This is a genomic window from Burkholderia pyrrocinia, assembly GCF_003330765.1.
GTDB lineage: Bacteria > Pseudomonadota > Gammaproteobacteria > Burkholderiales > Burkholderiaceae > Burkholderia > Burkholderia pyrrocinia_B.
In genome coordinates, this window is the sequence record NZ_CP024904.1 from 278,438 (window position 1) to 303,469 (window position 25,032).

General features: G+C 63.0%; 22 protein-coding genes and 1 pseudogene. 14 read left to right on the plus strand and 9 right to left on the minus strand.

What is annotated here, in order from left to right; translation table 11 throughout:
• The first annotated feature begins 159 nt into the window (after window positions 1-159).
• Genes CUJ89_RS34305 through CUJ89_RS34340 form a run of 8 tightly spaced genes read left to right on the plus strand, consistent with a single transcriptional unit; the run spans window position 160 to window position 7,733 of the window.
• Window positions 160-942 (plus strand): SDR family NAD(P)-dependent oxidoreductase, encoded by a 783-nt coding sequence (locus CUJ89_RS34305; protein WP_114181900.1) that lies wholly within the window; start codon window positions 160-162, stop codon window positions 940-942.
• A gap of 32 nt (window positions 943-974) precedes the next feature.
• A complete protein-coding gene (locus tag CUJ89_RS34310; protein WP_114181901.1) occupies window positions 975-2,153 on the plus strand; it encodes an acetyl-CoA C-acetyltransferase in 1,179 nt (392 codons plus the stop codon).
• A gap of 43 nt (window positions 2,154-2,196) precedes the next feature.
• Entirely contained in the window at window positions 2,197-3,000 is an 804-nt protein-coding gene (locus CUJ89_RS34315; protein WP_114182452.1) for an ABC transporter ATP-binding protein, read from the plus strand.
• Complete coding sequence (locus tag CUJ89_RS34320; protein WP_114181902.1) at window positions 2,997-3,713, plus strand: ABC transporter ATP-binding protein; 717 nt, start codon at window positions 2,997-2,999, stop codon at window positions 3,711-3,713. The genes CUJ89_RS34315 and CUJ89_RS34320 overlap by 4 nt, the downstream gene beginning before the upstream one ends.
• Before the next feature lie 2 nt (window positions 3,714-3,715).
• Window positions 3,716-4,588: a branched-chain amino acid ABC transporter permease gene (locus CUJ89_RS34325; RefSeq protein WP_114181903.1), complete on the plus strand. Its 873-nt coding sequence runs from the start codon at window positions 3,716-3,718 to the stop codon at window positions 4,586-4,588.
• A gap of 3 nt (window positions 4,589-4,591) precedes the next feature.
• Complete coding sequence (locus tag CUJ89_RS34330; protein WP_114181904.1) at window positions 4,592-5,608, plus strand: branched-chain amino acid ABC transporter permease; 1,017 nt, start codon at window positions 4,592-4,594, stop codon at window positions 5,606-5,608.
• Window positions 5,605-6,636, plus strand: a complete 1,032-nt coding sequence (locus CUJ89_RS34335) for a phosphotransferase family protein (protein ID WP_114181905.1) — start codon at window positions 5,605-5,607, stop codon at window positions 6,634-6,636. Before CUJ89_RS34330 ends, CUJ89_RS34335 begins: the two co-directional genes overlap by 4 nt.
• Window positions 6,636-7,733 (plus strand): CaiB/BaiF CoA transferase family protein, encoded by a 1,098-nt coding sequence (locus CUJ89_RS34340; protein ID WP_114182453.1) that lies wholly within the window; start codon window positions 6,636-6,638, stop codon window positions 7,731-7,733. Before CUJ89_RS34335 ends, CUJ89_RS34340 begins: the two co-directional genes overlap by 1 nt.
• 41 nt (window positions 7,734-7,774) lie before the next feature.
• Here CUJ89_RS34340 and CUJ89_RS34345 read toward each other — a convergent pair whose 3' ends face one another.
• Genes CUJ89_RS34345 through CUJ89_RS34355 form a run of 3 tightly spaced genes read right to left on the minus strand, consistent with a single transcriptional unit; the run spans window position 7,775 to window position 13,695 of the window.
• The gene (locus CUJ89_RS34345) at window positions 7,775-9,358 is read right to left on the minus strand and encodes an efflux transporter outer membrane subunit (protein ID WP_236655133.1); all 1,584 of its coding nucleotides are present in this window, start codon (window positions 9,356-9,358) and stop codon (window positions 7,775-7,777) included.
• Entirely contained in the window at window positions 9,355-10,527 is a 1,173-nt protein-coding gene (locus tag CUJ89_RS34350) for an efflux RND transporter periplasmic adaptor subunit (protein WP_114181907.1), read from the minus strand. Before CUJ89_RS34350 ends, CUJ89_RS34345 begins: the two co-directional genes overlap by 4 nt.
• 18 nt (window positions 10,528-10,545) lie before the next feature.
• The gene (locus CUJ89_RS34355; protein ID WP_114181908.1) at window positions 10,546-13,695 is read right to left on the minus strand and encodes an efflux RND transporter permease subunit; all 3,150 of its coding nucleotides are present in this window, start codon (window positions 13,693-13,695) and stop codon (window positions 10,546-10,548) included.
• A 161-nt stretch (window positions 13,696-13,856) separates the two neighbouring features.
• On the opposite strand from CUJ89_RS34355, the gene CUJ89_RS34360 reads away from it, so the two are divergent.
• Both CUJ89_RS34360 and CUJ89_RS34365 read left to right on the plus strand, forming a co-directional pair.
• On the plus strand, window positions 13,857-14,438 hold the full coding sequence (locus CUJ89_RS34360) for a TetR/AcrR family transcriptional regulator (protein WP_236655134.1): 582 nt from the start codon (window positions 13,857-13,859) through the stop codon (window positions 14,436-14,438).
• A gap of 347 nt (window positions 14,439-14,785) precedes the next feature.
• Window positions 14,786-15,835, plus strand: a complete 1,050-nt coding sequence (locus CUJ89_RS34365) for a lipase family protein (RefSeq protein WP_114181910.1) — start codon at window positions 14,786-14,788, stop codon at window positions 15,833-15,835.
• Window positions 15,836-16,143: 308 nt separating this feature from the next.
• Here the strand turns inward: CUJ89_RS34365 and CUJ89_RS34370 are convergent.
• Window positions 16,144-16,788 (minus strand): annotated as a pseudogene (locus tag CUJ89_RS34370) (PDDEXK nuclease domain-containing protein); the annotation flags it as partial.
• A 292-nt stretch (window positions 16,789-17,080) separates the two neighbouring features.
• Between CUJ89_RS34370 and CUJ89_RS38750 the strand changes: the two are divergent.
• From CUJ89_RS38750 to dctA, 4 genes are all read left to right on the plus strand, one after another.
• On the plus strand, window positions 17,081-17,233 hold the full coding sequence (locus tag CUJ89_RS38750) for a hypothetical protein (protein WP_236655135.1): 153 nt from the start codon (window positions 17,081-17,083) through the stop codon (window positions 17,231-17,233).
• Window positions 17,230-17,655: a hypothetical protein gene (locus CUJ89_RS38755; RefSeq protein WP_236655136.1), complete on the plus strand. Its 426-nt coding sequence runs from the start codon at window positions 17,230-17,232 to the stop codon at window positions 17,653-17,655. Before CUJ89_RS38750 ends, CUJ89_RS38755 begins: the two co-directional genes overlap by 4 nt.
• A 304-nt stretch (window positions 17,656-17,959) precedes the next feature.
• Complete coding sequence (locus tag CUJ89_RS34380) at window positions 17,960-18,895, plus strand: LysR family transcriptional regulator (RefSeq protein ID WP_114181911.1); 936 nt, start codon at window positions 17,960-17,962, stop codon at window positions 18,893-18,895.
• Entirely contained in the window at window positions 18,892-20,214 is a 1,323-nt protein-coding gene (gene dctA, locus CUJ89_RS34385) for a C4-dicarboxylate transporter DctA (protein WP_114181912.1), read from the plus strand. Before CUJ89_RS34380 ends, dctA begins: the two co-directional genes overlap by 4 nt.
• A 24-nt stretch (window positions 20,215-20,238) precedes the next feature.
• On the opposite strand, the gene CUJ89_RS34390 is transcribed toward dctA, so the two are convergent.
• From CUJ89_RS34390 to hcaC, 5 genes are all read right to left on the minus strand, one after another.
• Window positions 20,239-21,021, minus strand: coding sequence for a substrate-binding domain-containing protein (locus CUJ89_RS34390; RefSeq protein ID WP_114181913.1), 783 nt, complete (start codon window positions 21,019-21,021; stop codon window positions 20,239-20,241).
• Window positions 21,022-21,066: 45 nt separating this feature from the next.
• Window positions 21,067-22,362: an MFS transporter gene (locus tag CUJ89_RS34395; protein WP_114181914.1), complete on the minus strand. Its 1,296-nt coding sequence runs from the start codon at window positions 22,360-22,362 to the stop codon at window positions 21,067-21,069.
• A 326-nt stretch (window positions 22,363-22,688) separates the two neighbouring features.
• Entirely contained in the window at window positions 22,689-23,909 is a 1,221-nt protein-coding gene (hcaD, locus tag CUJ89_RS34400) for a 3-phenylpropionate/cinnamic acid dioxygenase ferredoxin--NAD(+) reductase subunit (RefSeq protein ID WP_236655137.1), read from the minus strand.
• Window positions 23,906-24,715, minus strand: coding sequence for a 3-phenylpropionate-dihydrodiol/cinnamic acid-dihydrodiol dehydrogenase (gene hcaB / locus CUJ89_RS34405; protein WP_114181915.1), 810 nt, complete (start codon window positions 24,713-24,715; stop codon window positions 23,906-23,908). The genes hcaD and hcaB overlap by 4 nt, the downstream gene beginning before the upstream one ends.
• Window positions 24,712-25,032, minus strand: coding sequence for a 3-phenylpropionate/cinnamic acid dioxygenase ferredoxin subunit (gene hcaC / locus CUJ89_RS34410; protein ID WP_114181916.1), 321 nt, complete (start codon window positions 25,030-25,032; stop codon window positions 24,712-24,714). The genes hcaB and hcaC overlap by 4 nt, the downstream gene beginning before the upstream one ends.

The following is a 25,032-nucleotide window of genomic DNA, read 5'->3' on the forward strand; positions in this document are numbered from 1 at the left end:
GGAGGCGCAGAAGTGGATCGCATACTGGGATGTGTCGAATTGTTGCGTGTGAAGGTCTGGCGTGCACTCGTCTCTTCCGACGATGGTATCGCACCAGGTGCGTCCCTAGACTACGAATCGCAGTGGACGGATGGCCGTCCAGCAGACATTGCTCTCACTATGCATCTCGATTCTTCTATTGCTGCCGTCGTGACCGGTGGCGCGTCCGGCCTCGGGGCTGCAACGGCCCGTCGTCTGGCGACCATCGGTGTCAAAGTCGCCGTGTTCGATCTCAACGCCCAACTGGGTGAGGCCTTGGCCAACGAAATCGGAGGGATCTACTGCTCCGTGGACGTCACGTCCGAGGAGCAGGTGGATGCTGCTTTCGCCAGGGCGCGTGCTGCACACGGTCAGGAACGCGTCATGATCAACTGCGCCGGTATCGGCCACCCCGCGAAAACGGCGAGTCGCGACAAGACCACCGGTACCGGGCGGCATTTTCCGATGAGGGATTTCGAACGGGTCATCCAAATCAACCTGCTCGGGACCTTTCGCTGTGCGGCAAAGTCTGCAGCAGGCATGCTCGATTTGCCCCCGGGCCCGGACGGAGAGCGCGGCGTCATCGTGAACACCGCGTCGGTCGCCGCGCAGGATGGCCAGATGGGGCAGGTAGCCTACGCGGCGTCGAAAGCAGCGATCGCAGGTATGACGCTGCCGATCGCCCGTGACCTGATGGACGACGGTATCCGTGTTAACAGCATTCTCCCCGGCATCTTCGACACGCCGCTGATGCAGGCCGCGCCGGACAAGGTGAAGGAGGCGCTGGCCGCGTCGGTTCCGTTCCCCAAACGGTTCGGTTCGCCGACCGAATTCGCTCAGATGGTCGAAATCACGATTACCAATGGATACCTCAACGGCGAGTGCATCCGCCTCGACGGCGCGATTCGCATGGCGCCGCGCTGACCAATCCCTTCATTACCGCAGGAGAAGTATTCATGGCTGAAGCATATATCGTCGCTGCTCGCCGCACTGCTGGCGGCCGTCGCAATGGCCGCCTGTCGGGCTGGCATCCTGCCGACCTGGCGTCCGTCGTCCTGGACACCCTGGTGGATGACGCCGGGATCGATCCGGCTGCAGTCGAGGACGTGATCATGGGCTGCGTGGGGCAGGCCGGCGAGCAGTCGATGAACATCGCCCGCAACGCCGTGCTGGCATCCACGCTGCCGAATTCGGTGCCCGCGACGTCGGTCGACCGGCAGTGCGGTTCATCGCAGCAGGCGCTGCATTTCGCGGCGCAGGCCGTGATGTCGGGCACCATGGACTGTGTGATTGCAGCGGGCGTCGAGAGCATGACGCGCGTGCCGATGTTCACGCCCAGCGAACTTCCGCGCAAGGCGGGCTTGGGCGTATACAACAGCCCGCGCATGGACGAGCGATTCCCCGGCGTCGAGTTCAGCCAGTTCTCCGGCGCCGAGATGATCGCCCGGAAGTATGAACTGACCAAGCAGCAACTTGACGAGTATTCGCTCGAGAGCCACCGGCGTGCTGCCGTGGCAACGCGAGAGGGGCGTTTCGAGCGCGAGATCATCGCGCTGGAAGCCCGTACCAAAGAAAGCGGTGCTACTGGTGAAATGCATGCCGCGGACGAGGGCATCCGCTTCGATGCAACCCTCGAAGCCATCGCTGGCGTGAAACTGCTGCAGGAAGGCGGCGTCATCACTGCGGCCAATGCCAGCCAGATCTGCGACGGTGCCGCTGGCGTCCTGGTGGTCAGCGAGCGTGCCCTCAAGACCTTCGGGCTCACACCCATCGCACGCGTGCATCACATGTCGGTGATGGGCCACGATCCGGTCATCATGCTCGAGGCGCCCATTCCCGCGACCGAGATTGCCTTGCGCAAGGCCGGTCTGAACATTCGGGACATCGATGCCTACGAGGTCAACGAAGCATTTGCTTCGGTGCCTTTGGCCTGGCTGCAAGCGATCGGTGCGGATCCCCAGCGGCTGAACGTCAATGGCGGCGCGATCGCCCTGGGCCACCCGTTGGGCGCGTCGGGAACCAAGCTGATGACCACGCTGATCAACGTCCTTCAACAGCGCGGTGGTCGCTACGGCCTTCAGACCATGTGCGAAGGCGGTGGCATGGCGAACGTCACGATCGTCGAGCGCCTCTGATACAGCGCCGCGGGCCAGCCAGGCCCCACCCATGGAGACTGGGATGCAACAAAGACAAGAATGCGCGGAGGCGCCTTTGCTCACGGTGGACAGTGTGTCCGTGCGCTTCGGTGGGATCGTGGCACTGGACCGTGTCAGTTTCGATGTGCGTCGGGGCGAAGTTCGGGGCTTGATTGGCCCGAACGGCGCAGGCAAGAGCACCTTGTTCAACTGCCTGTCCCGACTCTATCGCTGCGACAGCGGCACGATCCACTTCGATGGCCATGTGTTGTCCCGAATGCCGCGACATCGCATTGCGAAGCTGGGCGTGGGTAGAACCTTCCAGAATCTGGCGTTGTTTCGAACCATGACGGTGCGTGACAACGTACTGGTCGGCGTCCATTCGCATCACCACAACGGCTTCCTTGCGGACGCGCTTCGACTGCCGGCGGCTGTCGGCACCGAGCGCGCGGCCCAGGCACGCGTGGATGAAGCACTGGAGCTCGTCGGATTGCAGGCGTTTTCCGACCGGATCGTCGCCGACCTGCCGTTCGGAACACAAAAGCGGGTCGAACTGGCGCGTGCGCTTGCAAGCGAGCCGTCGTTGCTATTGCTGGACGAGCCGGCATGCGGCCTGAACCATGAGGAGCTCAGCGGTCTCGGCGAACTGATTCTGGACATTCGCAAGCGCCTGAACCTTACGGTGTTGCTGGTGGAGCACCACATGGGTCTGATCATGGGTGTGTGCGACCGAATCGTCGCGTTGAACTTCGGTCGCAAGATCGCCGACGGGAGCCCCGAGTATGTGCGCAACCATCCCGATGTGATTCGGGCCTATCTCGGAGCGGAAGAAGGGGAGACGGCATGACTCGGCTCTTGGAAATCCGCGATCTGCGGGCAAGCTATAACGCATCGCAAGTCTTGCACGGCATCGACATGAACGTGGAAGCCGGTCAAGTGACGGCTCTGCTGGGCGCCAACGGAGCTGGCAAGACGACCACATTGCGCGCGATCTGCCGCTTCATGGCGCGTACAAGCGGCAAGGTCACGTTTCGCGGGCAGCAGATCGAAGACCGTTCGACTGAACAGATCGCTGTGCTCGGCGTCGGGCATGTGCCTGATGGCCGCGGGACGTTCCTGGGGCTGACGACCAAGGAAAACCTGTATCTGGGGTGTCATGCGCGCAAGGACCGGCGGGCAGTCGAGGAAGACGTCGAGCGCATGTACGACTACTTTCCCCGTTTGAAGGAGCGTCGCGCGCAGCAGGCCGGCACGCTTTCCGGTGGGGAGCAGCAAATGCTGGCGATCGCGCGCGCGCTGATGGCGCGCCCCGGGTTGCTATTGCTGGATGAGCCTTCCTTCGGCCTGGCGCCGATGATGGTGCGGGACATTTTCGCCATCATGCGCCGCATCCGTGACGAGCAGCAGGTTGCCATCCTGCTGGTTGAACAGAACGCGCGGATCGCACTGGAGCTGGCAGACACGGCCTATCTGCTCGAGTCGGGCCGCATCGTCAAGCACGGCACCAGCGAGTCGATGCGCGGCGACGATGCCGTGCGTCGCGCCTACCTCGGAGAGTGAGCATGGAGTCTTTCATTCAACAACTGGTAACCGGATTGTCGACAGGCGGTATCTATGCCTGCCTGGCACTCGCGCTCGTCATGATCTACCAGGCGACACATCAAGTGAACTTTGCGCAAGGCGAGATGGCGATGTTCTCGACCTTCATCGCGTGGGCGTTGATTCAGGCAGGCGTGCCGTACTGGGGTGCGTTCTTCCTCACGATCGTGTTGTCTTTCGCGATGGGGGCGGCATTGGAGTTCGTCGTGATACGGCCGTTGCACAAGGCGCCCGAATTGAGCGTGGTGGTGGTGTTCATCGGTCTGCTGGTGATCTTCCATAGCCTGGCCGGTTGGCTGTTCGGCAGCCAGATCAAGGCGTTTCCGAGCCCGTTTCCGAAAGATGCGTGGTTCGGAAGTGCGCTGATGTCGGCTCATCAGGTCGGGACGATCTTCGTTGCGCTGTGCATCGTCGCCGCACTGTTCACCTTCTTCCGCTTTACCACGCTGGGTCTCGCAATGCGCGCCGCTGCGCAAAACCCAGGCTCGTCTCGTCTACTGGGCATTCGTGTGGGCCGGATGCTCATGCTCGGATGGGGCTTGGCCGGTGCAATCGGCGCGGTTGCCGGAATGATGGTCGCGCCGGTGGTTTTCCTCGACCCCGGCATGATGAGCGGCGTCCTGATCTATGCGTTCGCGGGGGCGCTCATCGGGGGCATCGACAACCCGATCGGTGCCGTGATCGGCGGGTTCCTGGTCGGGGTGCTTGAAAACTTGATCGGTACCTACGTAGTCGGCACTGAGCTCAAGCTTTCGGTGGCGCTGGTTCTTATCGTCGTCGTCCTCATCGTACGGCCCGCGGGTCTGATGGGGCGTCGCATCGTGCAACGTGTCTAAGCCATGAATCCGAAGTCCATGACCTCTCATCCCGCTCCCTTTTCGGGACCCGCGCGCAGTCAGCGTGCCCGTTTGCCGCGAAGTCTGATTCTGCTGGCTCTCGCGATCGTCCCCGTGTTCGTCGCTCATGGATATGTCCTGTTCCAGATCACCATGGTGCTTTCCTATGCCGTCGCACTGGTCGGACTGAACATGCTGACCGGTTACAACGGCCAGATCTCCTTGGGACACGGCGCGTTCTATGCGATCGGCGCCTATACCGTCGCCATCCTGATGGACAAGGCCTCGGTTCCCTACTGGTTTTGCATTCCTGCCGCCGGCCTGGTGTGCTTGCTGGTCGGGTACCTGTTCGGTCGCCCGGCGCTGAAGTTGCAGGGGCTCTACCTGGCGCTCGCGACCTTCGCTCTGGGTGTGGTGACGCCGCAGTTGCTGAAGTACAAGTACCTGGAACCATGGACCGGCGGCGTGGGCGGTATCGTCTTGACCAAGCCGGATGCGCCGTTCGGTCTGCCGCTCGATTCCGATCAGTATCTCTACCTCTTCGCGCTCATCGTAGCGGTGGTGGTCTTCGTACTGGCCCGGAACATGATCGACAGCGGGACGGGGCGTGCCCTGCGCGCCATTCGCGACCACGAGATCGCCGCCGAGTCCATGGGAATTGACAACCGGCACTACAAATCCATGACCTTCGGCGTATCCGCTGCATTTACCGGCATCGGCGGGGGGCTGTCTGCGCTGGCCGTTCAATTCGTTTCACCGGATTCTTTCACGATGTTCCTGTCCATTTCGCTTCTGGTCGGCGTGGTCGTCGGTGGCATCGGTACGCTTTGGGGCGCGCTGTTCGGCGCCGCTTTCATCATGTTCGTGCCGAGCGTTGCCGAGACGATTTCCAAGGATGCGGCCTGGGGAATCTACGGTCTGGTATTGATCCTCTTTGTCTTTGTTCTGCCAGGCGGCGTGATGGGGCTGATCACACGCGTGCGCACGCGTCTGCAGGGGCAAGGGGGGGAGCAAGCATGAGCTGCAACCTCGAGTTCGATCCGGTTGTCCTTGCCGACTACCTGCAAACTTGCATGCCGGAACTGCTTGGCCGGATGGACCTGCAACGCATTGGGGGCGGCCAGTCCAATCCCACGTTTTTCGCCACTTTCGAAAATGGTCCGCGCCTGGTCCTGCGCAAGCAGCCGCCCGGGGAACTGCTCAAGTCGGCGCATGCGGTAGATCGAGAGTTTCGTATCTTGCGCGCGTTGCATAAGACTGACGTACCGGTACCCCATGCACTCCTGTACTGCGAGGACCGCGAAGTCATCGGAACGCCGTTTTATGTGATGGAGCGTCTTGAAGGCCGGGTCATGAGCAACTACGCAATGCCCGAAATTGACCCGGGACAACGGCGCAGCTATCTGTTCGCCCTGGCCGAAACGCTGGCTCAGCTGCACGCAGTCGATTGGGCCAGCGTCGGTTTGGCCGACTACGGAAAGCCGGGCAATTTCTTCGCGCGTCAAATTGATCGCTGGACTCGCCAGTGGCAGGCATCCAAGATCCAGGACAACCCGGATATCGAACGTCTGATTGAATGGCTGCCGAGTCATATTCCGCCGGGCGACGAAACGACGATTGCCCACGGAGACTTCCGCCTTGGCAACGTGATGTTCCACCCGACCGAGCCGCGCGTGATCGCGGTGCTGGACTGGGAACTCTCGACACTGGGCCACCCGTTGGCGGACGCGGCGTACAGCAGTTTGCCGTGGCTAACCGAGCCGGACGTGTTCGAAGGTGTCAAGGGCCTGGATCTGCAGGCATTGCATCTGCCTGCCCAGCAGGAGTACCTCGCAGCCTACTTGGCCGCCAGCGGCCGACGGGACGCTGTTCGCCCGTTCCATCATGCGTTTTCGCTTTTCCGCTTTGCCGTGATCCTGGAGGGAATCACAGCACGAGCGAAGGCCGGAAACGCCGTCGGCGATGACGCCGTGGCGGTCGGCCGCTTGTCGTCTCGCTTTGCGCGCTATGCGGCGGAATTGATCGCAATCGATAAGGGAGCGCAATGATGGCTGGACCCCTTGCAGGATTGAAGGTTGTGGAATTCGCAGGGATTGGCCCGGGCCCTTTCTGCGCCATGGTGTTGGGCGACCTGGGCGCAGACGTGGTGCGCATCGCACGGCCCGGTCAGTCGCCTGACGCGCGTGACGTGACTACCCGCAACAGACGCACCGTACAACTGGATCTGCGTACCCCTGGTGCGAGGGAACAGGTCATGTCATTGATCGGCGCGGCCGATTGCCTGATCGAGGGATTCCGGCCCGGCGTGATGGAGAGGTTGGGTTTGGGGCCACAAGACTGCCTTGAGGCCAACGCTCGGCTGGTCTATGGCCGGATGACAGGGTGGGGGCAACATGGGCCTCTGTCACAGTCGGCAGGGCATGACATCAACTATATCGCCCTCTCCGGCGCACTCAACGCGATCGGTCGGCCCGACGAGGCACCGCCGCCGCCGTTGAACTACGTGGGCGATTTCGGTGGGGGCGGCATGCTGTTGGCCGTTGGACTGCTGGCGGCATTGCTCGAGGCGAAGGGTTCCGGCCGCGGTCAGGTTGTCGATGCGGCGATGACGGATGGTACGGCGTTGTTGTCGGCTTTCCTTTACGGACTCCGGGCCATGGGGCAATGGGGTAACCCGCGCGGTGAAAACCTGCTCGACGGCGGCGCCCATTTCTACGATACGTATGCGTGCGCAGACGGGAAGTTCATCGCGATCGGTGCCATCGAGCCGCAGTTCTACGCAGAACTGCGTGCACTTTGCGGACTTGATGATCCATTATTCGATGAGCAATTGGACGCCGCACGGTGGCCGCTGTTAAAGCTACGCTTGGCAAACGTGTTCCGCACGCGTACTCGACAAGCGTGGTGCAACCTTCTTGAGGGCACCGATGCCTGCTTTGCGCCCGTGCTGGATTGGGATGAGGCACTCGTGCATCCTCACAACGTTGCGCGGGAGACCTATCTGACTGTAGATGGGGTGGCTCAGCCGGCACCGGCACCGCGATTCTCAAGGACCGTCAATGGGACACCGCAGCCGACACGGTCCGCGTCGATACAAGAAGCATTGGCGACTTGGAGCGTCAACGCGTTTCCCGGTGCAGCGTGATCTGTGCCGTGCCCGTTTCAACGCATCGCGTCAAGCGTCTTTCACCTGGCTGGCACCATGTCCTGTTTCGCTGGCCGATACGTATTGCGGCTCGGCCCATGATCATCGGGTGAGCCGGCCTTGCCACCGTCCTCCGTGACGTCGGCGCGGTTCCACCATCCCCCACCCAGAGCCTGAAAGAGCGCGACGACATCCGAATACCGCGTGGCCCTGGCCCGGACCTCGCTGATGCGGGCCTGCTGGTAGGTCCGTTCAGCGTCGAGGAGGGCGAAATGGCTGATTGCGCCGCAGCGGAACTGGCGCTGTGATGCGGCGAGGCTATCCGCAGCGGCGCGTTCGGCCGCGACTTCGGCATTGACCGCGTTCGCGTCCGATTGCAGCGATCGCAATGCGTCCGCCACGTTCTGGAACGCGGTGATGACCGTGTTGCGATATTGCGCAGCCGTTTCATCGAAAGCGGCAATCGCTGCCCGGCGTCGGTGCAGTAGCGTGCCGCCTTCGAAGAGCGGTTGCATCAACCCTGCGCCGAGGTTCCAGATCGCGGTTCCCGGTCCAAACAAGGCATTGGCGCTCGCGCTGCCGTACGCGGCGCTGAGCGTCAGTTGCGGCAGCATATTGGCGGTGGCAACCCCGACCTCGGCGCTCGCTGCATGTAACAGCGCTTCCGATGCGCGAATATCGGGACGCTGCTCGACGAGCTGCGAGGGCAGACTGACGGGCAAGGTATCGGGCAACTGCAACGACTCGAGATCGAACGTCTCCGTGGGTTCCTCGCTGGGAAAGCGACCGAGATAGGCGGTGAGCTGGTCGCGGGTCTGGGCAAGCTGCTTTTGCAGCGGCGGCAATTGGGCGCGCGCCTGAGCAAGCGCGGCGGCCTGAGCCAGCACGGCGGTGTTGGCCGTCGCGCCGATCGCGAATTCGCGTTTCAGCCCTGCGAGTTCCTGTGTTTCGATGTCGATGATCTCCTGCGTCGCGGCAATCTGTGCGCGCAAGGAGGCGTCCTGCATCGCCGTCATCACGACGTTCGAGGTCAGCGTCAGATAGCTTGCCTCGAGTTCGAATCGCTGGAATTCGGCCTGTGCGGTCAGTGATTCGATCCGTCTGCGTGTCCCGCCCCAAATGTCGAGAAGATAGGTGACATTCACGGACGCGGTCTTGAGCGTGAAGACCGGGATCCTGTTGCCCGTGCCGAGCGACGCGGCCGAAATCCGTTCGCGCGTGATCGACGTGCCGGCGCTCACCGTCGGAAAGAGCGATCCTTCGCCGGCATAGCGTTCTTCGTTCGCCACGCGCAGCGCAGCCTGCGCGGCTTGCAGGCTCGGATTGGCCGCCAGCACACGTTCGATGATCGCGTTGAGCGCAGGTGAACGGAACAGCGTCCACCACTCGCCCGAAATGTCGCGCCCCTGCACGAAGCGCTGCGCTTCGCCGCCATGGACATCGGACGCGACGGTCTGCTCCGGCAGCGGCTCACGCGAATAGCCATTGACTTGAGGCGGCGCCGGCCTCACGAAGTCGGGCCCGACGGCGCACCCGGCAAGCATCGCTGCCGAGAGCGCGACGCACACCATGCCGCTTCCGAATCCAGCACCGGCCCACGGAGGATGATCGTGACGTGATGTCATGGATTGCGACTCCGTGTGGGCGCTGCCGCTTGCGGCGTCGCGAGCGGAGTCGGCCGCACCACCGCGCCCGGGCCGAGCTTGAGGAGATTGCCGACGACGACCGATTCCCCGTTGACGACGCCTTTGAGCACCGCGACGAACGGCGCGTAGTCGGCGCCCAGTGTGACGTAGCGCTGCTCGAGATGGTTGCCGGGGCCGACAATGTAGACGTACTGACCAAGCTGGTTCGAGCCGACGGCCACCTGCGGCACCAGCAGGGTGTCGGGCTGGTCGGCGACATGCAGTCGCACGTGAATGAATTGCCCCGGCAGCAGCGTATGGTCGGGGTTCTCGATCGTCGCGCGCGCGGTGATGGTGCCGGTGCCGCGCACGATGCTGTTGTCGAGAAAGGTGAGCCTGCCGTGGTATTGCAGCGTGCGGGTCTGACCGACGATGACGTCGGCCGGAATCGCACCCTTCGACTGGCGCATTTGGATTTCCGGCAGATCGGTGTCCGGGGGATTGAAGGTCGCATAGATCGGGTCGAGCTGCACGAGGGTGTTCAGTTGCGTCCCCGCGGTGCTGATGAGCGCGCCTTCATGGACCTGGCTCAGGCCGAGACGGCCGGCAAAGGGGGCGCGGATCCCGGTGAAGTGCAGGTTGAGCTGCGCCGTTTCGATGAGCGCGCGGTCGGCCGCGACGGCCGCCTTGCCCTGATGCTCGCTGCTCGCCGATTGCTGAAGCGTATCGGTCGACACATCGCCTGTCTCGCTCAGTACCGCATTGCGGCGATGGCTGGCGGCGGCATATTCGAGCGCAGCCGCATCCTTTTCCGCCTGCGCCTTCGCCGCGTCGAGCGTCGCTTGATAGGTGCGCGGGTCGATCTGGTACAGGAGTTCGTTGCTGGTCACGTCGGAGCCGTCCGGCACCGCTTGCTTCAGCAGATAGCCGGTCACTTGCGCCTGAAGCGTGACGGTGCGAATGGCATCGGTGGTGCCGACATACTCGAGAAAGACCGGTACCGTCCGCGTGACGACCGGGGTGACGGGCACCTCGAGTATGGCGACCGGCCTGGATGGAGGCGGGTCGCCGGCAGCGCCGTGTGTGCCGCGCGGAATGAACAGCGGGACGCACAGAGCGACAACCGCCGCAAGGGCTGCGGCAACCAGACTGAACCTGCTGAGTTTCATCGTGGCCTCGCTGTCGCATCATTCCCCGGGCGGTGGCTGGCCGTGATGCTCGCGCGCGTGTCCGAGTCGCTCGAGCAACGCTTCCCGCAGCCGTTCGATGACTGCGTAGAAGATCGGCACGAATGCGAGGGACAGGAGTGTGGCCGCGAGCATGCCGCCTACCACGGTGGTGCCGATCGATCGTCGGCTCGCGGCGCCGGCGCCGGTCGCGATCATCAATGGGACAGCGCCGAAGATGAAAGCGAAGGCCGTCATCAGGATCGGGCGCAGACGCAGGCGTGCCGCCTCGGTCACCGCCTCGACGATATCGAGGCCTGCCGCGCGGCGCCGCTTGGCGAATTCGACGATGAGGATGGCGTTCTTTGCCGCGAGTCCGATCAGCAGAACGAACCCGATCTGCGCATAGATGTCGACCTGCATGCGGCGCAGCCAGAGCAGCCCCAACGCGCCGAACAATGCGAGCGGCACCGTGAGGATGATGGTGAAAGGCAACGACCAGCTCTCATACTGCGCCGACAGGAAAAGGAACACGAAGACGAGCGCGAGCGCGAACACGATACCGGCGACCGATCCGGCCTTCAGCTCCTGATAGGTGATGCCGGTCCAGTCAATGCCGAAATCCGCGGGCAGCACGCGGGCGGCGCGCTCCATCGCGGCGATCGCCTGACCCGAGCTGTAGCCGGGCGCTGCGCTGCCGGTGATCTCTGCCGCGCCGTACACGTTGTAACGAGGGACCGTCTCGGGGCCAACCATCGACTGGAGCTCCCCAAGCGTGCCGAGCGGCACCATGCCTTGCGCGGAATTGCGCACATAGAGGCGCGACAGGTCGCTTCTGTTTCCTCGTGCGACGCTGTCCGCCTGAAGTATGACCTCGAAATTGCGGCCGAACAGTGTCACATTGTTGACGAAGAGCGAGCCGAGATAGATCTGCATCGTCTGGAACACGTCGTTCATGTTCAATCCAAGCAGCTTGGCTTTGTCGCGGTCGAGATGGAAATTGAATTGCGGTGTCGACGTGTTGAAGCTGGTCAGGAGCGTGCGCGCGTCAAGTTCCGGCTGTTTGCGCGCCTCGGCGAGAAAGGCCTTGGCCGCCTCGTCAAGCGCAATGCTGCCGCGGCCTGTCTGATCCTCGATCTCGAAATCGAAGCCGCCGAAGGTGCCCAGTCCGGAAATGGCCGGTGGGTTCAACGCGAGCGATACGGCCTCGGAAATTCGGGCAAGTTTGGGCTGCACGGTCGCAATGAGGTTTGCGACACTCTGCTTCTCCCCGCGCTCGTCCCACGGCTTCAGGATCACGAACTGGGCGGCGCTGTTCGACGCGGTGGCCCGCGTGACGAAATTGAGGCCGCTGATGGACAGCACATTGGCCACGCCGGGCGTCGCCCGGAGAATCTGGCGCGTTTGCTCGACGACGGCTTCGGTGCGTTGCAGCGACGCACCGTTCGGCAATTGCGTAATCACATAGAAATAGCCCGGGTCCTCGATCGGCAGAAACGCATGCGGAATCGTCGAATAAAGCAGATAGGTGACGCCGAGGCCACCCGCGAACAGCGCAAGTGCGACCCAGCGCGCGCCGATCAGTTGGCGCACCGAACCGGCGTATCTTTGTCGCGCCCAGTTGAAGCCCCGGTTGAATGCGCGGAACAGCACGAACCGACGCCGCTCGTCATGCCGCAGCAGCACGGCGCAGAGGGCGGGGCTGAGTGTCAGCGAATTGAACGCCGAGAGCATCACGGAGATCGCGATGGTCAGCGCGAACTGATTGTAGAGCCGGCCCGTGATGCCCGGCAGGAAGGCAATCGGCACGAACACCGCACCGAGCACCGCCGAGGTGGCGACAATCGGCCCTGTCACTTCCCGCATGGCCTGCTTCGCCGCCGCCATGGGCGCAAGCCCACTCTGGAGCTGGCGCTCCACGTTCTCGACCACGACAATGGCATCGTCGACCACGAGGCCGATCGCGAGAACCATGCCGAGCATGCTGACCGTGTTCAGCGAAAAATGGAGGATCAGCATGATCGCCAGGGTGCCGATGAGTGCCACTGGAATGGCGATCATCGGTATCACGGTGGTCCGCCAGCTCTGCAGGAACAGATACACCACGCCGAGCACGAGCAGGAGTGCGAAGCCAAGCGTTTTCATCACTTCGATCATCGACGCGGAGACGAACATGGTCGTGTCGTAGGTGATTCCCCACGCCATGCCTTTGGGGAACCGCCGCGCAAGCGTTTGCATCGTCGTCTTGACGCGCTTGTCGAGATCCAGCGCATTGGCAGTCGGCAACTGGAAAACGGCGAGCAGCACCGCCGGGTTTTCGTTCACGGATGCACTCGACGTGTATTGCTGCGCGCCCAGATCGGTGCGCGCCACATCGCGCAGATGCACGGTGGCGTCGTTTGTGGTGCCCGAGCGCAGCACGATGTCGCCGAATTGCCGCTGGTCCGCAAGCTGGCCCTGCGTGTTGATCTGATACTGGAACGTCGTGCCGGGCGGCGACGGCGCTTCACCGAACTTGCCGGCGGCGACCTGGACGTTCTGCTCGAGGATCGCATTCCGGACATCGGTCGCTGTCATGCCGAGCGCGGCGAGCTTGTCCGGATCGAGCCAGATGCGCATCGAATAGCGGCGCTCGCCGAAGATCGTGACGTCACTCACGCCGGGCAGGCGCTTGAGCGAATCGACGACCTGAAGATAGGCGAAGTTGCTGAGCGTGACCGGATCGATCGAGCGATCCGGCGAATAGAGGTTCACGGCCAGAACGAAGTTCGGGTTCTGTTTCTGGATGGTGATGCCGGTCTGGGTGACGATGCCGGGCAACTGCGCTGTCGCCTGCGATACCCGGTTCTGAACGTCGACAGCGCCGATATTGATGTCATAGCCGACATCGAACGTGACCGTGATCGTCGAACTGCCGTCGTTGGCGCTTACCGACGAGATGTAGCTCATGCCCTCGACACCGTTGATCTGGGCTTCGAGCGGCGTGGTCACGGTATCCGCGACGACCTGTGCGCTTGCGCCCGTATAGGTCGACTTGACGAGAACCTGAGGCGGCGTGATTTGCGGAAACCGCTCGACCGGAAGGTTGAACCAGGCAATAAGTCCCGCAAGCACCATGATGATGGCGATCGACGATGCGAAGACCGGACGCTCAATGAAGAAGTCGACCATTGACCGCGCCCCCTTGAGAGGGGTAGGTTTTTGCGAAACGCAACGGTATAGTTTCCACCGCAGCCCCGGAATGTCAATAGATTGCGATCGCAATGCAAACAGCCTTGGTTCCTAAGACGAAATCTGGAGGCCGCCCGACGCGGCAGGAGTCGGAGGACCGCTTGCAGCGCCTGCTCGACGTTGCCAGGCGGCAATTCCTGACCGCGGGCTATCGCGAGACGAGCCTGGAAGGCATCGCGCGCGAGGCCGGCGTGGCAAAGAAAACCCTCTATGGCCGATTCGGCAGCAAGGCCGGTTTGTTCGCCACGATCGTCGACACGCTGCGACGCTCATGGGTCGCGGAACTGCAAGGCCTCGTGCTTGAATCGAATCGTCCCGAAACCGTGCTCGAGACTGTCGCGCTCCACCTGCTGGAGGTGGGCACGCGGCCCGACATGATCGAGTTGTACCGCTTGCTGTTGCTCGATGCGCACCGCGTTCCCGAACTGATCCGCGGTTATTACGATAAAGGGGGCGGTCTGAGCGGGATGGAACCGCTCTCCGACTACCTTCGCGAGGCGGTTGCGGAACGCGTGCTGACAATCGAAGACGTTACCCTTGCTACCGAGCAGTTCGTCTATCTGGTGCTCGGCGGCATCCGGACCAGGATGCTGCTTGGGGCCGCCCGGCGCCCCAATGCGTCTGCGCGCGCCCGTATCGCGCGACAAGCCGTGCGTATTTTCTTGGCCGGGTGCGCCACGTAGTCGTTCCGGCAGGAAACATCGCGACGCTGCGTGCTGAGGATGCCGGGAATTTTTGAGCCTGAAGGCGAGTCCAGGGAGCCGGGAAAGGCAGGATTGTCGAGACTGCCGGGACTGTCGTCCCGCGAGGCGGTGACAGGCCGACGGTACCTGCCAACATCGACAGGTTGTTCCGCTGTACTGCGTGCGACATTATTTGTGTGATCATTGCGAGCCTGCACCTCTTGCGTTCCGTGCAATCAAGGCGTCGCCGCTGCGCGTCCAATTCCAGCCCGCAGCGGCGTAAAAGGCCAGGAATCGGTTTCTTCGCAATGGTTACCTTCCGCAGCGCAACGACGAGGCGACGAACCATGACATCCAGCAGACTCGAGCAAATGCAGGTCAATCTCACGTTGGCCTATGTCCTTAACAATGCAGCAACCGATAAGTTCGGGAACGAGATCCAGCATCCAACTGTCAGGCAGGTCAGGGAGATCATCGTGGATCGCCTGAACGGATCAAAAAAGACCCAGAACAATCGGTTCGAAATTGTTTGGGGGCCTGCCATCGTGAATCCGAATGGTTTTGCTGCCAATGTCACAGCCGTCTTGCAATTGGCAGGCACCAACGAGTATTCAGTGGTGACAAGCGGCACCGATTTCCGATCCTGGCTTGATATTCTGGGCGATTTTTCGTATGGCTCACTTGAACCGTTCAGCGCGTATGTGCCGAACTGCCCGTCGGACGCACGCATCTCGGCGGGTACAAACGGAGCGCTGTTTCTCGTATTGGGGCAGGCTGATTCAAGCGAGACAAAGCTCGCCGACTTCCTGAGGACTCTGCAACCGTCATCGGTAATCAACGTTATCGGGCACAGCCTCGGAGGAGCGCTGGCATCCGCGATCGTGTTGTACCTGAAGAATCAGAGCGGCTTGCAGACTCACACGTACCACTGCCAGACGTTTGCCGGCCCGACAGCAGGCAACAAGGCGTTCGCCGACTATTTCAACGAGCAAATGCGAGGCAATGCGGTACGCATATTCAACTCGCTGGATATCGTGCCGATGGCATGGAATGCGGACGATATTCTGAATGTGAAAACCGTCTACAGTAACGCCGGCATTCTGAACCCCATTCCGACCCCGATTGATATGAAGCTTAAGGTCGATGCGGTCAGCCTTGTTACAAGGCCTCTGAATTACAGCCAATGGGGAACGTCCGATCCTTCAGGGCCCGTGACGCCTGTAATGCAGTACAAGCTTGACGGGAAGGTGAATAAGGATATCGGAAATAATGATACAGAGGATTCGAAATTCCAGGCGCAAGTTGGCTATCAGCATATCTTCGAATACATTACCTGCCTGGATATGGCTTTTGCCGATATAGACATTCCCGGGCCTGGCGTCGGAGATGCGAAGTGAGTCTCCAATGAATCGGTGAGGCTGCGTGTGTCTTAAGCCGCGCAAGAACGCGTGGACAAAGCCCAAACCGAGGGTAAAACGCCAGCGGGAAGTAGTGCGAAGCAAAACACATAAGAAAAAGTTATACGCAGTGTGAAAGCCCGCTTCGGCGGGTTTTTTTATGCTCGGTTTCTGCTGGACGCGAACCGGACGCATGTAGGCAACCGGGGGAAGCGGGGACCAATGAGGCAGGTGATCTGGATAGCGTAAGCGGCCTGAGCTGCGGGGCTCAGCGTAGATGACCAGCCGGCGGGGCGCTCGCCTACGAATCATTCAGGGGCATCCGGAAGATCGGGGCGGAGTTCGGCCTCGATCTGATCGATTGTTGGCAGGCCTGTCTCCAGCGACGCTGGTACCTCCCGCATGAGTTGATACTCGGCCACGCCCATCGGTTTGGTCACGCCACGCAGCGCGTATTCTGCGACAAGCCGATTTTTCTCCTTGCACAGAAGCAGGCCGATAGTTGGCTGGTCTTCCGGTGCCTTGACCTGCGCGTCGAGCGCGGAAAGGTAGAAGTTCAACTGTCCCGCGTATTCCGGCTTGAACGGCGTCGTTTTCAGTTCGACGACGACATAGCAGCGAAGCTTGAGATGGTAGAAGAGGAGATCGATGAAGAACTCGTCGCCGCCTACCTCCAGTCGGTACCGACGCCCGACGAATGCGAACCCGGCGCCCAACTCGAGAAGGAAACGTGTGATGTGCTGCGTGAGCGCACGTTCGATGTCGCGCTCTTGGGCATTCTCGGTCAGTCCGAGGAAGTCGAAGATATAGGGATCCTTGAGCGCGTCACGGGCGAGATCCGACTGCGGAGGCAGCAGCCGGTCGGCGAAATTCGTTACGGCGTTGCCGGCGCGCGCATGGGCAGCCGTCTCGATCTGCCGCGTCGTCAGCTCGAGTCGCTCGGCCGCCCGCCACGGTTGCAGCTTGCCGTCTGCCACGTCCTGAATGACCTTGAACCTGTCCAGCTCGCGCATCGTTATCGTGATCCGTTCCGTTGCAGCCATCGAAGGCTCCGGCGCTGGACACCCGGCGGCCGAACAGCTTACGCGGCACGAAAGCGGACATTTCTATGTAGCCAGAACACGACATTTCTACTTTGCTCTTACAATCAAAAAATTGATCATCAGCATTATGTCAAATAAAAACATCCTAATAATAAAATCCTAAGGCGGAACGCATGCCGCTCTGACACCGGACACCGGCGCATTGTGCGCGCTGCAAACCGGCGATCACGCGATGCTCGGCCGGAACCCGATCGATGTGACGCCGGCAGGCCTGCAGTCCGACCTGCTGCGTCGGGCGATCCGCACGCTCGCCGACAGCCCGTCGTACGATGCCATCGTCGTGATCGAGAGGTGATCGAGAGCTCGTCCAGCATCGGGATGCCGGACCTGACGGCCGGCGCTGTCCGCGATGCATTGCCCGGCACCGACAAACCGGTGGTCGCGTTCGTCAGCCCGCATGCGCTGGCCGTCACGCGCGCGATGAACCGGCTCGGCGTCCCGGCGTTCGTGTCGCCGGCGAGCGTCGGCAGCGCAATGGTCACCATGCGGGAAACCGGGTGCTGGCACCTGCGCGCGGCTGCGGCCGAATCAGCCGCCGAAGCGGGCACGGTCGACGTGAACGACCTGCCCTCCGGACTGCTCGACGCAGCACAGGCCAAGGCGCTGTTCGCACGATTCGGCGTGACGCCCGCGCGCGAGCGCATCGTCCGGACTTCTACTGATGCCGAGCAGGCTGCGCGCGATTTCGGCGATCGCGTCGCGCTCAATCTGCTGTAAAACCGCATCACGCACAATAGCGACGTCGGCGGCGCTGCGGTCGCCCTGACCGCCGACGAGGTCGCCGCGCGGCTCGCGCGCATGCGCTGTGAGGTCGAGACCGCGGCCGGCACCGGCACCGGCGATCGACATCCACCTGCGCCGTGTCGATCTTGCCCGGCAACTCGACTTCCCCGAGCCGGGCGAATCCAACCGGCGTTTGATTCGTCACGGCAGGTCAGCCTTCGCCTCTCGGGACTCGTACCGACTATGCATGGGCAGAATCGTGCAAAATACTCCGCATCTGATATGCCGGGGTTTGCACGTGGGGATCAACTTCGATTTGACTGACTTGCAGGCGTTTCGCGCGGTGGTGGAGATGGGAAGTTTCCGAAAAGCCGCCGACGCAGTAAGCATTTCCCAGCCTGCATTAAGTCGTCGGATCGACAAACTCGAGGCAGCGCTTGGCGTGCGTCTCTTTGAGCGTACCACGCGTAGCGTCACGCTAACCATCGTCGGCCGTGTATTCGCCCAGAGTGCTGAACAACTGCTGGACGATCTCGACGTCGCCCTGCTTGGCATCCGCGATGTGTCATCGAGCCGCCTTGGTCATGTGACCATCGCATGCGTGCCGTCGGTGGCCTACTACTTTCTGCCGAACGTGATCGCGAGCTATCATCGCCGCTTCCCGCGCATCAGGGTCAAGCTGCTGGATGCGAGCGCGAACGAGGTGCTGAGCGCCGTCATCAACGGCGAGGCCGATTTCGGCGTGAGTTTCATGGGCAGCCAGGAGCCCGAGATCGAGTTCAAACTTCTGCTGCAAGAACGGTTTGTTGCCGCGTGCCGGCGCGACCATCCGCTCGCGCGCAAGAAGCGCGTGACCTGGAACGAGCTTTACGAGTACGAGTATGTGTCGGTGGACAAGACTTCCGGCAACCGCCTGTTGCTCGACCAGGCCCTGACGACCGTCGCGCCGCGTGCGCCGAGCGTGTGCGAAACGCGCCACGTGACGACCATGCTCGGGTTGATCGAAGCGGGGCTCGGCGTCGCCGCGGTACCGTCGATGGCGATGCCCGGACATGACCATCCCGTACTCACGAGCGTGCCCCTCGTCGAACCGGTGGTCAAGCGCCGGGTGGGCATCGTGAAGCGACGCGGACGCCCGCTCACGCCGGCCGCGGAGGAGTTTCACCGGGCGATCGTCGACGCGAAACGCGCTGGCGCCGCAAGCAGCGATGCATCGAGGAAGACCGCATCGTGAGGCTGGCAAGACCGCTTCATTCGCTCTACGTGCAGGTCCTGATGGCGATGGTGCTCGGCGTGACCGTCGGCCACTTCTGGCCGTCGGCAGGCGCAATGCTCAAGCCGCTCAGCGATGCATTCGTCGGCCTCGTGCGGATGATGATCACGCCGATCGTGTTTTGCACGATCGTCTCCGGCATCACATCGCTGGCGAACGGAAAAACCATTGGGCGCACGATCGTCTGCGCGCTCGTGCTTTTCTATCTGCTGACCGCCGTCGCGCTCGCATTCGGGCTCGTCACCGCATTCGTGCTGCGGCCCGGCGCCGGCATGCACGTCGACGTGCACCATCTCGATTCGAGCATCCTTGCGCAATATTCGCAGCATGCGCAACCGCACGGGCTCGTCGAGTTCGCGCTGAGTGTGATCCCGGACACGACGCTCGGCGCGTTCCAGAAAGGCGAAGTGCTGCCGGTGCTGCTGCTGTCGCTGCTTTTCGGTTTTTCGCTGAATGCGTATCCGCAGGCCGGTCGGCCCGTGCTGGTGCTGATCGACGGCGTCGCGCAGATCGTCTTTCGCGTGCTCGCGATGATCATGCGACTCGCCCCGCTTGGCGCATTCGGCGCGATGGCCTTCACGGTGGGTCGCTTCGGTATCGGCTCGGTCGGCTCGCTCGCGAGGCTGATGGTGTCGTTCTACGTGGCCTGCGTGCTGTTCGTCGCGCTGGTGCTTGCGCCGCTCGCACGACTGCACGGTTTCGCGTTGTGGCGCCTGTTGCGCTACATGCGCGAGGAATTGCTCATCGTCCTCGCGACCTCGTCCACGGAGCCGGTGTTGCCGCGGCTGATCGTCAAGCTGGAGTCGCTGGGTTGCGACAAGGGCGTCGTCGGGCTCGTGCTGCCGGCCGGCTACTCGTTCAACCTGGACGGCACCGCGATCTATCTGACGCTCGCGGCATTGTTCATCGCGCAGGCGTGCGACGTGCCGCTTTCCGCCCCGCAGATCGCGGCGCTGCTGGCCGTCATGCTGCTGACGTCGAAGGGTGCGGCCGGCGTGTCCGGCAGCGGGCTCGTCGCGCTCGTCGCGACACTCGCCGTGATGCCCGACCTGCCGGTTGCCGGCGTCGCGCTTCTGGTGGGCATCGATCGCTTCATGTCCGAAGCGCGTGCGCTGACGAGCGTCATCAGCAATGCGTGTGCGGTGATCTTCGTTTCGTCGTGGGAAGGGGCATGCGATCGTGCGCGTCTCGCACAGATGCTGAGCGCGGCCGAGCCGGCGTGCCCGAACGGCGCCGATGATGCTGCGGCCGACGCCGGGCGCGACGGGAAGGCTGTCTGACGCACGCCTTCCCGTGGTTCGTGCTCAATGTGCGGAGACGGAATCCAGCCCGGTCGATTTCACTTCCGCTTGTACGTCGGGCGACGCGAGAAAGTCGAGGAGCGCCTTCGCTTCCTTCGGGTGCTGCGCGCCGACGGGGATGCCGGCGGCGAAGCGCGTGACGGACTGCAGCGATTCGGGAATCTTGCCGACGAAGGTCGCGCCCTGGACGGGCAGCAGTTCGCTCACCTGCTGGAAGCCGATTTCGTAGTCACCGTTCGCGACCACGGACGCGACCGGGATCCGCGGGATCATCTTCGCCTTCGATTTCACCTGGTCCTCGATGCCGAGCTTTTTGAACAACTCCCGTTCGATGTAGACGCCGCTTGCGCTGTCCGAGTAGGCGATCGACTTCGCATGCAGCAGAACCTGCTTGAGGCCCTCGGTCGAGCTGATGTCGGGTTTCGCCGTGCCGTCGCGCACGACCATGCCGATGCGCGAATCGGCCAGATCGACGCGCGATCCGGGGATGACCTTGCCTTGCTCGATCAGCTTGTCGAGCGCATAGCCGACCATGATCACCGCGTCGGCAGGCTCGCCGCGCACGAGCCGGTTCGGGATCGCTTCGGGCGACTTGCCCATCGACGGACCGAGCGCGGTGTCGAGCGTGTTGCCCGTGCGGGACGCGAACTGCGGGCCGAGCAGCTTGTAGGCGGCGGTGAAGCCGCCCGAGCTCATCACGTGCAGGTCGGCGGCCTGCACATTCGCGGCGACTGCAGAGGTGGCGACGAGCGCGGTCGCGCACAGTTTCAGGAGCAGGTTTTTCATGGTCGTGGTCGTGCTGAGTCGGGGTTGGTTGCTCGGCATGGGGCGTCAGTGCGCAGGCGTCAGCGTCACCGTCTGCCGACGATAGATTGCGAACGTCGCAAGCAGCGCACACACCGCGGCGAGGCTCATCCAGTAACCCGGTGCGGCCTTGTCGCCGGTCATGTGAATGAGCGCCGTCGAGATGGCGGGCGTGAAGCCGCCGAACACGGCCGTCGCGAGGCTGTAGGCCAGCGAGAAGCCTGCCACGCGCACCTCCACCGGCATCACTTCCGTCAGCGCGACGATCATCGCGCCGTTATAGATCCCGTACATGAACGAGAGCCACAGGAGCACGAGCAGCATGTTGACGAACGACGGCGCGTGAGCCAGCAGCGACAGCGCCGGATAGGCGGTCGCGATCGCGAGTACCGTCATGCCGACGAGCAGCGGCCGGCGGCCGATCCTGTCCGACAGCGCACCGCCGATCGGCAGCCACACGAAATTCGACACGCCGACGCACAGCGTCACGAGCAGGCTGTCCGCGGTGCTCAGATGCAGAACCGTCTTGCCGAAGGTCGGCGCGTAGACCGTGATCAGGTAGAAGCTCGTGGTCGTCATCGCGACCAGCATCATGCCCGCGAGAACGATGCCCCAGTTCTGGACCAGCGTACCGAATACTTCCTTCATGCCGGGACGATGCTGACGCGCCTTGAACTCCTGTGTTTCCTCCAGGTTGCGACGCAGCATGAAGATGAACGGCACGATCATGCAGCCGACGAAGAACGGGACGCGCCATCCCCACGCGGCGATGGCCGGTGCGCTTAGCCATTGATTGAGCGCGAAGCCGAGGCCCGCCGCGACGACGATCGCGACCTGCTGGCTGGCGGACTGCCAGCTCGTGAAGAAGCCCTTGCGGCCGGGCGTGGCCATCTCGGCGAGATAGACCGATACGCCCCCCAGTTCGGCGCCTGCCGAAAAGCCCTGCAGCAGTCGTCCGATCAGCACGAGCGCGGGCGCGAGCAGGCCGATCGTCGCATAGCCCGGTACGAACGCGATCAGGATGGTGCCGCTTGCCATGATGGCCAGCGTGACGATGAGGCCCTTGCGGCGGCCGACGTCGTCAATATACGCGCCAAGCACGATCGCGCCCAGCGGCCGCATCAGGAAGCCGGCGCCGAAGACGGCGAATGTCATCATCAACGACGCGAACTCGCTTTGCGCGGGAAAGAACACGTTGGCGATTTGCGTGGCATAGAAGCCGAACAGAAAGAAGTCGAACTGCTCCAGGAAATTCCCGGCCGTTACGCGGAAAACCGCAGTGGCCTTCGAACGTCCGGTCGAAAGGCTAGATGAGAGGTGCATCGGGGGTGTCTCCAGAAATGCGCGGGGGCTGGTCGATTGTCGTTTTGGAAATATTCGCCCAGAGTCGGACAAACGATAAGTGCAATCTTTGGAATGATTGATGCGTTTAGATTATCAATCGATGCCCTGACCTGCTCCCGTCATCGAGTCCGGTGACGCCCCCTTTGATCATTGATTTGCAACAGAATTAATTGGGGTCGCAAAGAAAGACCGGACGGGGGCAAGCGATGCCTAAGCGGAATAAGGCAAAAGCATCAAAGGCCCCCCGATTGCCACCTCGCAATCTCCCGGATACATGCACGTCGGCGTAATCGCACACGCCGCCTTCACAGCCCCTTCGCCAGCGCGCGCAAGTCCTGGGCAAGATCCGCCAGCACGTGCGGCGCTACCCTCGCGCGCCGCTCGATCAGCATGCGCACGCTGCGCATGTCCTGTCCGCGAGCGAGCGTCACGCCACCCGTCACGACGCCGTCGCGCAAACCGAACAGCACGCACGCAGAACCGGCAAGATCGCCGCGCACAACCCATGCGTCTGCCGCGACATCACCCGCGAACTGCACGTTCACGCCGCATTGGTCGGTCCAGAACCACGGCACATGCGACGCATCGTCCGGCACACCGAGCATCGCGGCGGCCGCGCAAGCGGCTTGGCGGTTCGCGTTGTCCCAGGTTTCGCGCCGCACGGCGCGCTCGCCCTGCGCATGTTGCTGCGCGACGCTGTCGCCTGCCGCGAACACGTCCGGATGCGACGTCCGGCACGCGGCGTCGACGAGGATCGCGCCGTCGGTGCGCAGGCCCGCCGCGCGTGCCAGCGCGTCGTCCGGTTCGACGCCGATCCCGTAGACGATCGCATCGCCGTGCAGTTCGGCATCGTCATCGAGCGTCAACACGAATTCACCGGCATCGCGCGCGGCGCGGACGACCCGCCGCCCGGTCAGCACGTCGACGCCGCGCGCGACATGCAACGCACGCAAATGCTCGCGCACGATCGGTGGAGCACATCGTTCCATCACGTCGTGTGCCTGTTCGATCACCGTCGCGCGCACATCCAGATCGACCGCACTGGACGCAAGCTCCATCCCGATCACGCCGCCACCGACAATCAACAACCGCCTACCCGCGTGCAACGCGCGGCCGAGCGCACGTGCATCGTCGAGCGTGCGCAACGTGTAGACGCCATCACCGAGCCGATCGAGCATCGGCAGCCGACGCGCGCGTGCACCGGTCGCCAGCAGCAGTTTGCCGAAATCGAGCGTCGTACCGTCGGCGAGCGTCATTGCGTGCCGATCGGGATCGATGGCCACGACGCGCGTACCGAGTCGCAATTCGATCCGCTGTTCGTCATAGAACGACGCAGGGAACAGCGCGATGCGCGTGTCGCCGGGCTTTACGAGCACGTCCTTCGACAACGGCGGCCGCTCATACGGCAGATGGGCCTCGTCGCCGATCAGCACGATGCGCCCGTCGAAGCCGCGTCGCCGCAGTTCAGCTGCTGCGGTCGTGCCGGCCTGCCCCGCGCCGACGATCACGCAGTCGCGCGTCGTCATCGCGCCCCTCCCGACACGTGCCGGATGCCGCGAATGCCGAGTCCCGCGTCGGCCTGGATCATCACGCCGGACAGCGTCCGGTTGTTCGCACGCGACGCGAGCAACACGAACGGCCCCGTGAAATCAGCCGGTGCCGGAAAGAACTGCAGCGGCAGAATGCTCGCGATCGCTTCGGGCGTACGCGAATCCATGATGCGCTGCTGGGCCTGACCCAGGGCCGCGGGCCCCCGCAGGTCGCTTGCCATCCCGCATGGCGCGACGCCGTTCACGCGAACGCGCGGCGCAAGCTCGTACGCGACCTGCCGGATCAGCCCCGTCGCGGCGTGCTTGCTTGCCGTGTACAAGGGCCCGCCGCCCCCCGGATAGAACGCCGAGTTCGACAGCGTGAAAATCATGCTGCCTTCCGACGCCAAGAGCGCATCGGCCGCGGCCTTCGCGCCGAGCAGATAGCCTTTGACGTTCACCGCGAACAGCTCGTCGAAGCCGCCTTCGAGACGTTCGGGCGACAGCGACAACAGGCTCGCGCCGTGATCCCACAACGCGGCGTTGCCAACGAACACGTCGAGTTTGCCGAAGCGCGCGAGCGTGGTTTCGACTGCGCAGCGGTTGTCCTCATAGCTGCGCACATCGCCTTCGACCACCGCGACATCCGCGCCGAAGCGTGCGCGCAGCGCTTCGGCCTTCTCCGCCGATTTCTCGAGCACGCCGACCCGCGCGCCTTCGGCGACGAAGCGTTCGACGAGCGCAAGGCCGAGCCCCGACCCTCCGCCCGTGATCAATGCAACTTCATCCTGCAGCCAGTTCATGCTGCCTCCGGTTCGTCTACGTACAGCGCGCCCGCGTCGACGACGACCGCAAACGTCTTCAGCGGTTCGGTCGCGGGCTGGCACAGTGCCGCGCCGGTCTTCAGGCAGAAACGCGCGGCATGCAGCGGGCATTCGACGGTCGCGTCGTCTTCGACATAGCCGTCCGACATCGAAGCGTTGCCATGACTGCAGCGATCGGACAGCGCATAGAACGCCCCCTGCACGTTGAACACCGCGATCGCTCCGTGCGCGCCGTTCACCTTGATCGCACCGCCATCGCCGAGCGCATCGGCGGAACCTACGAGAATTCGAGCCAT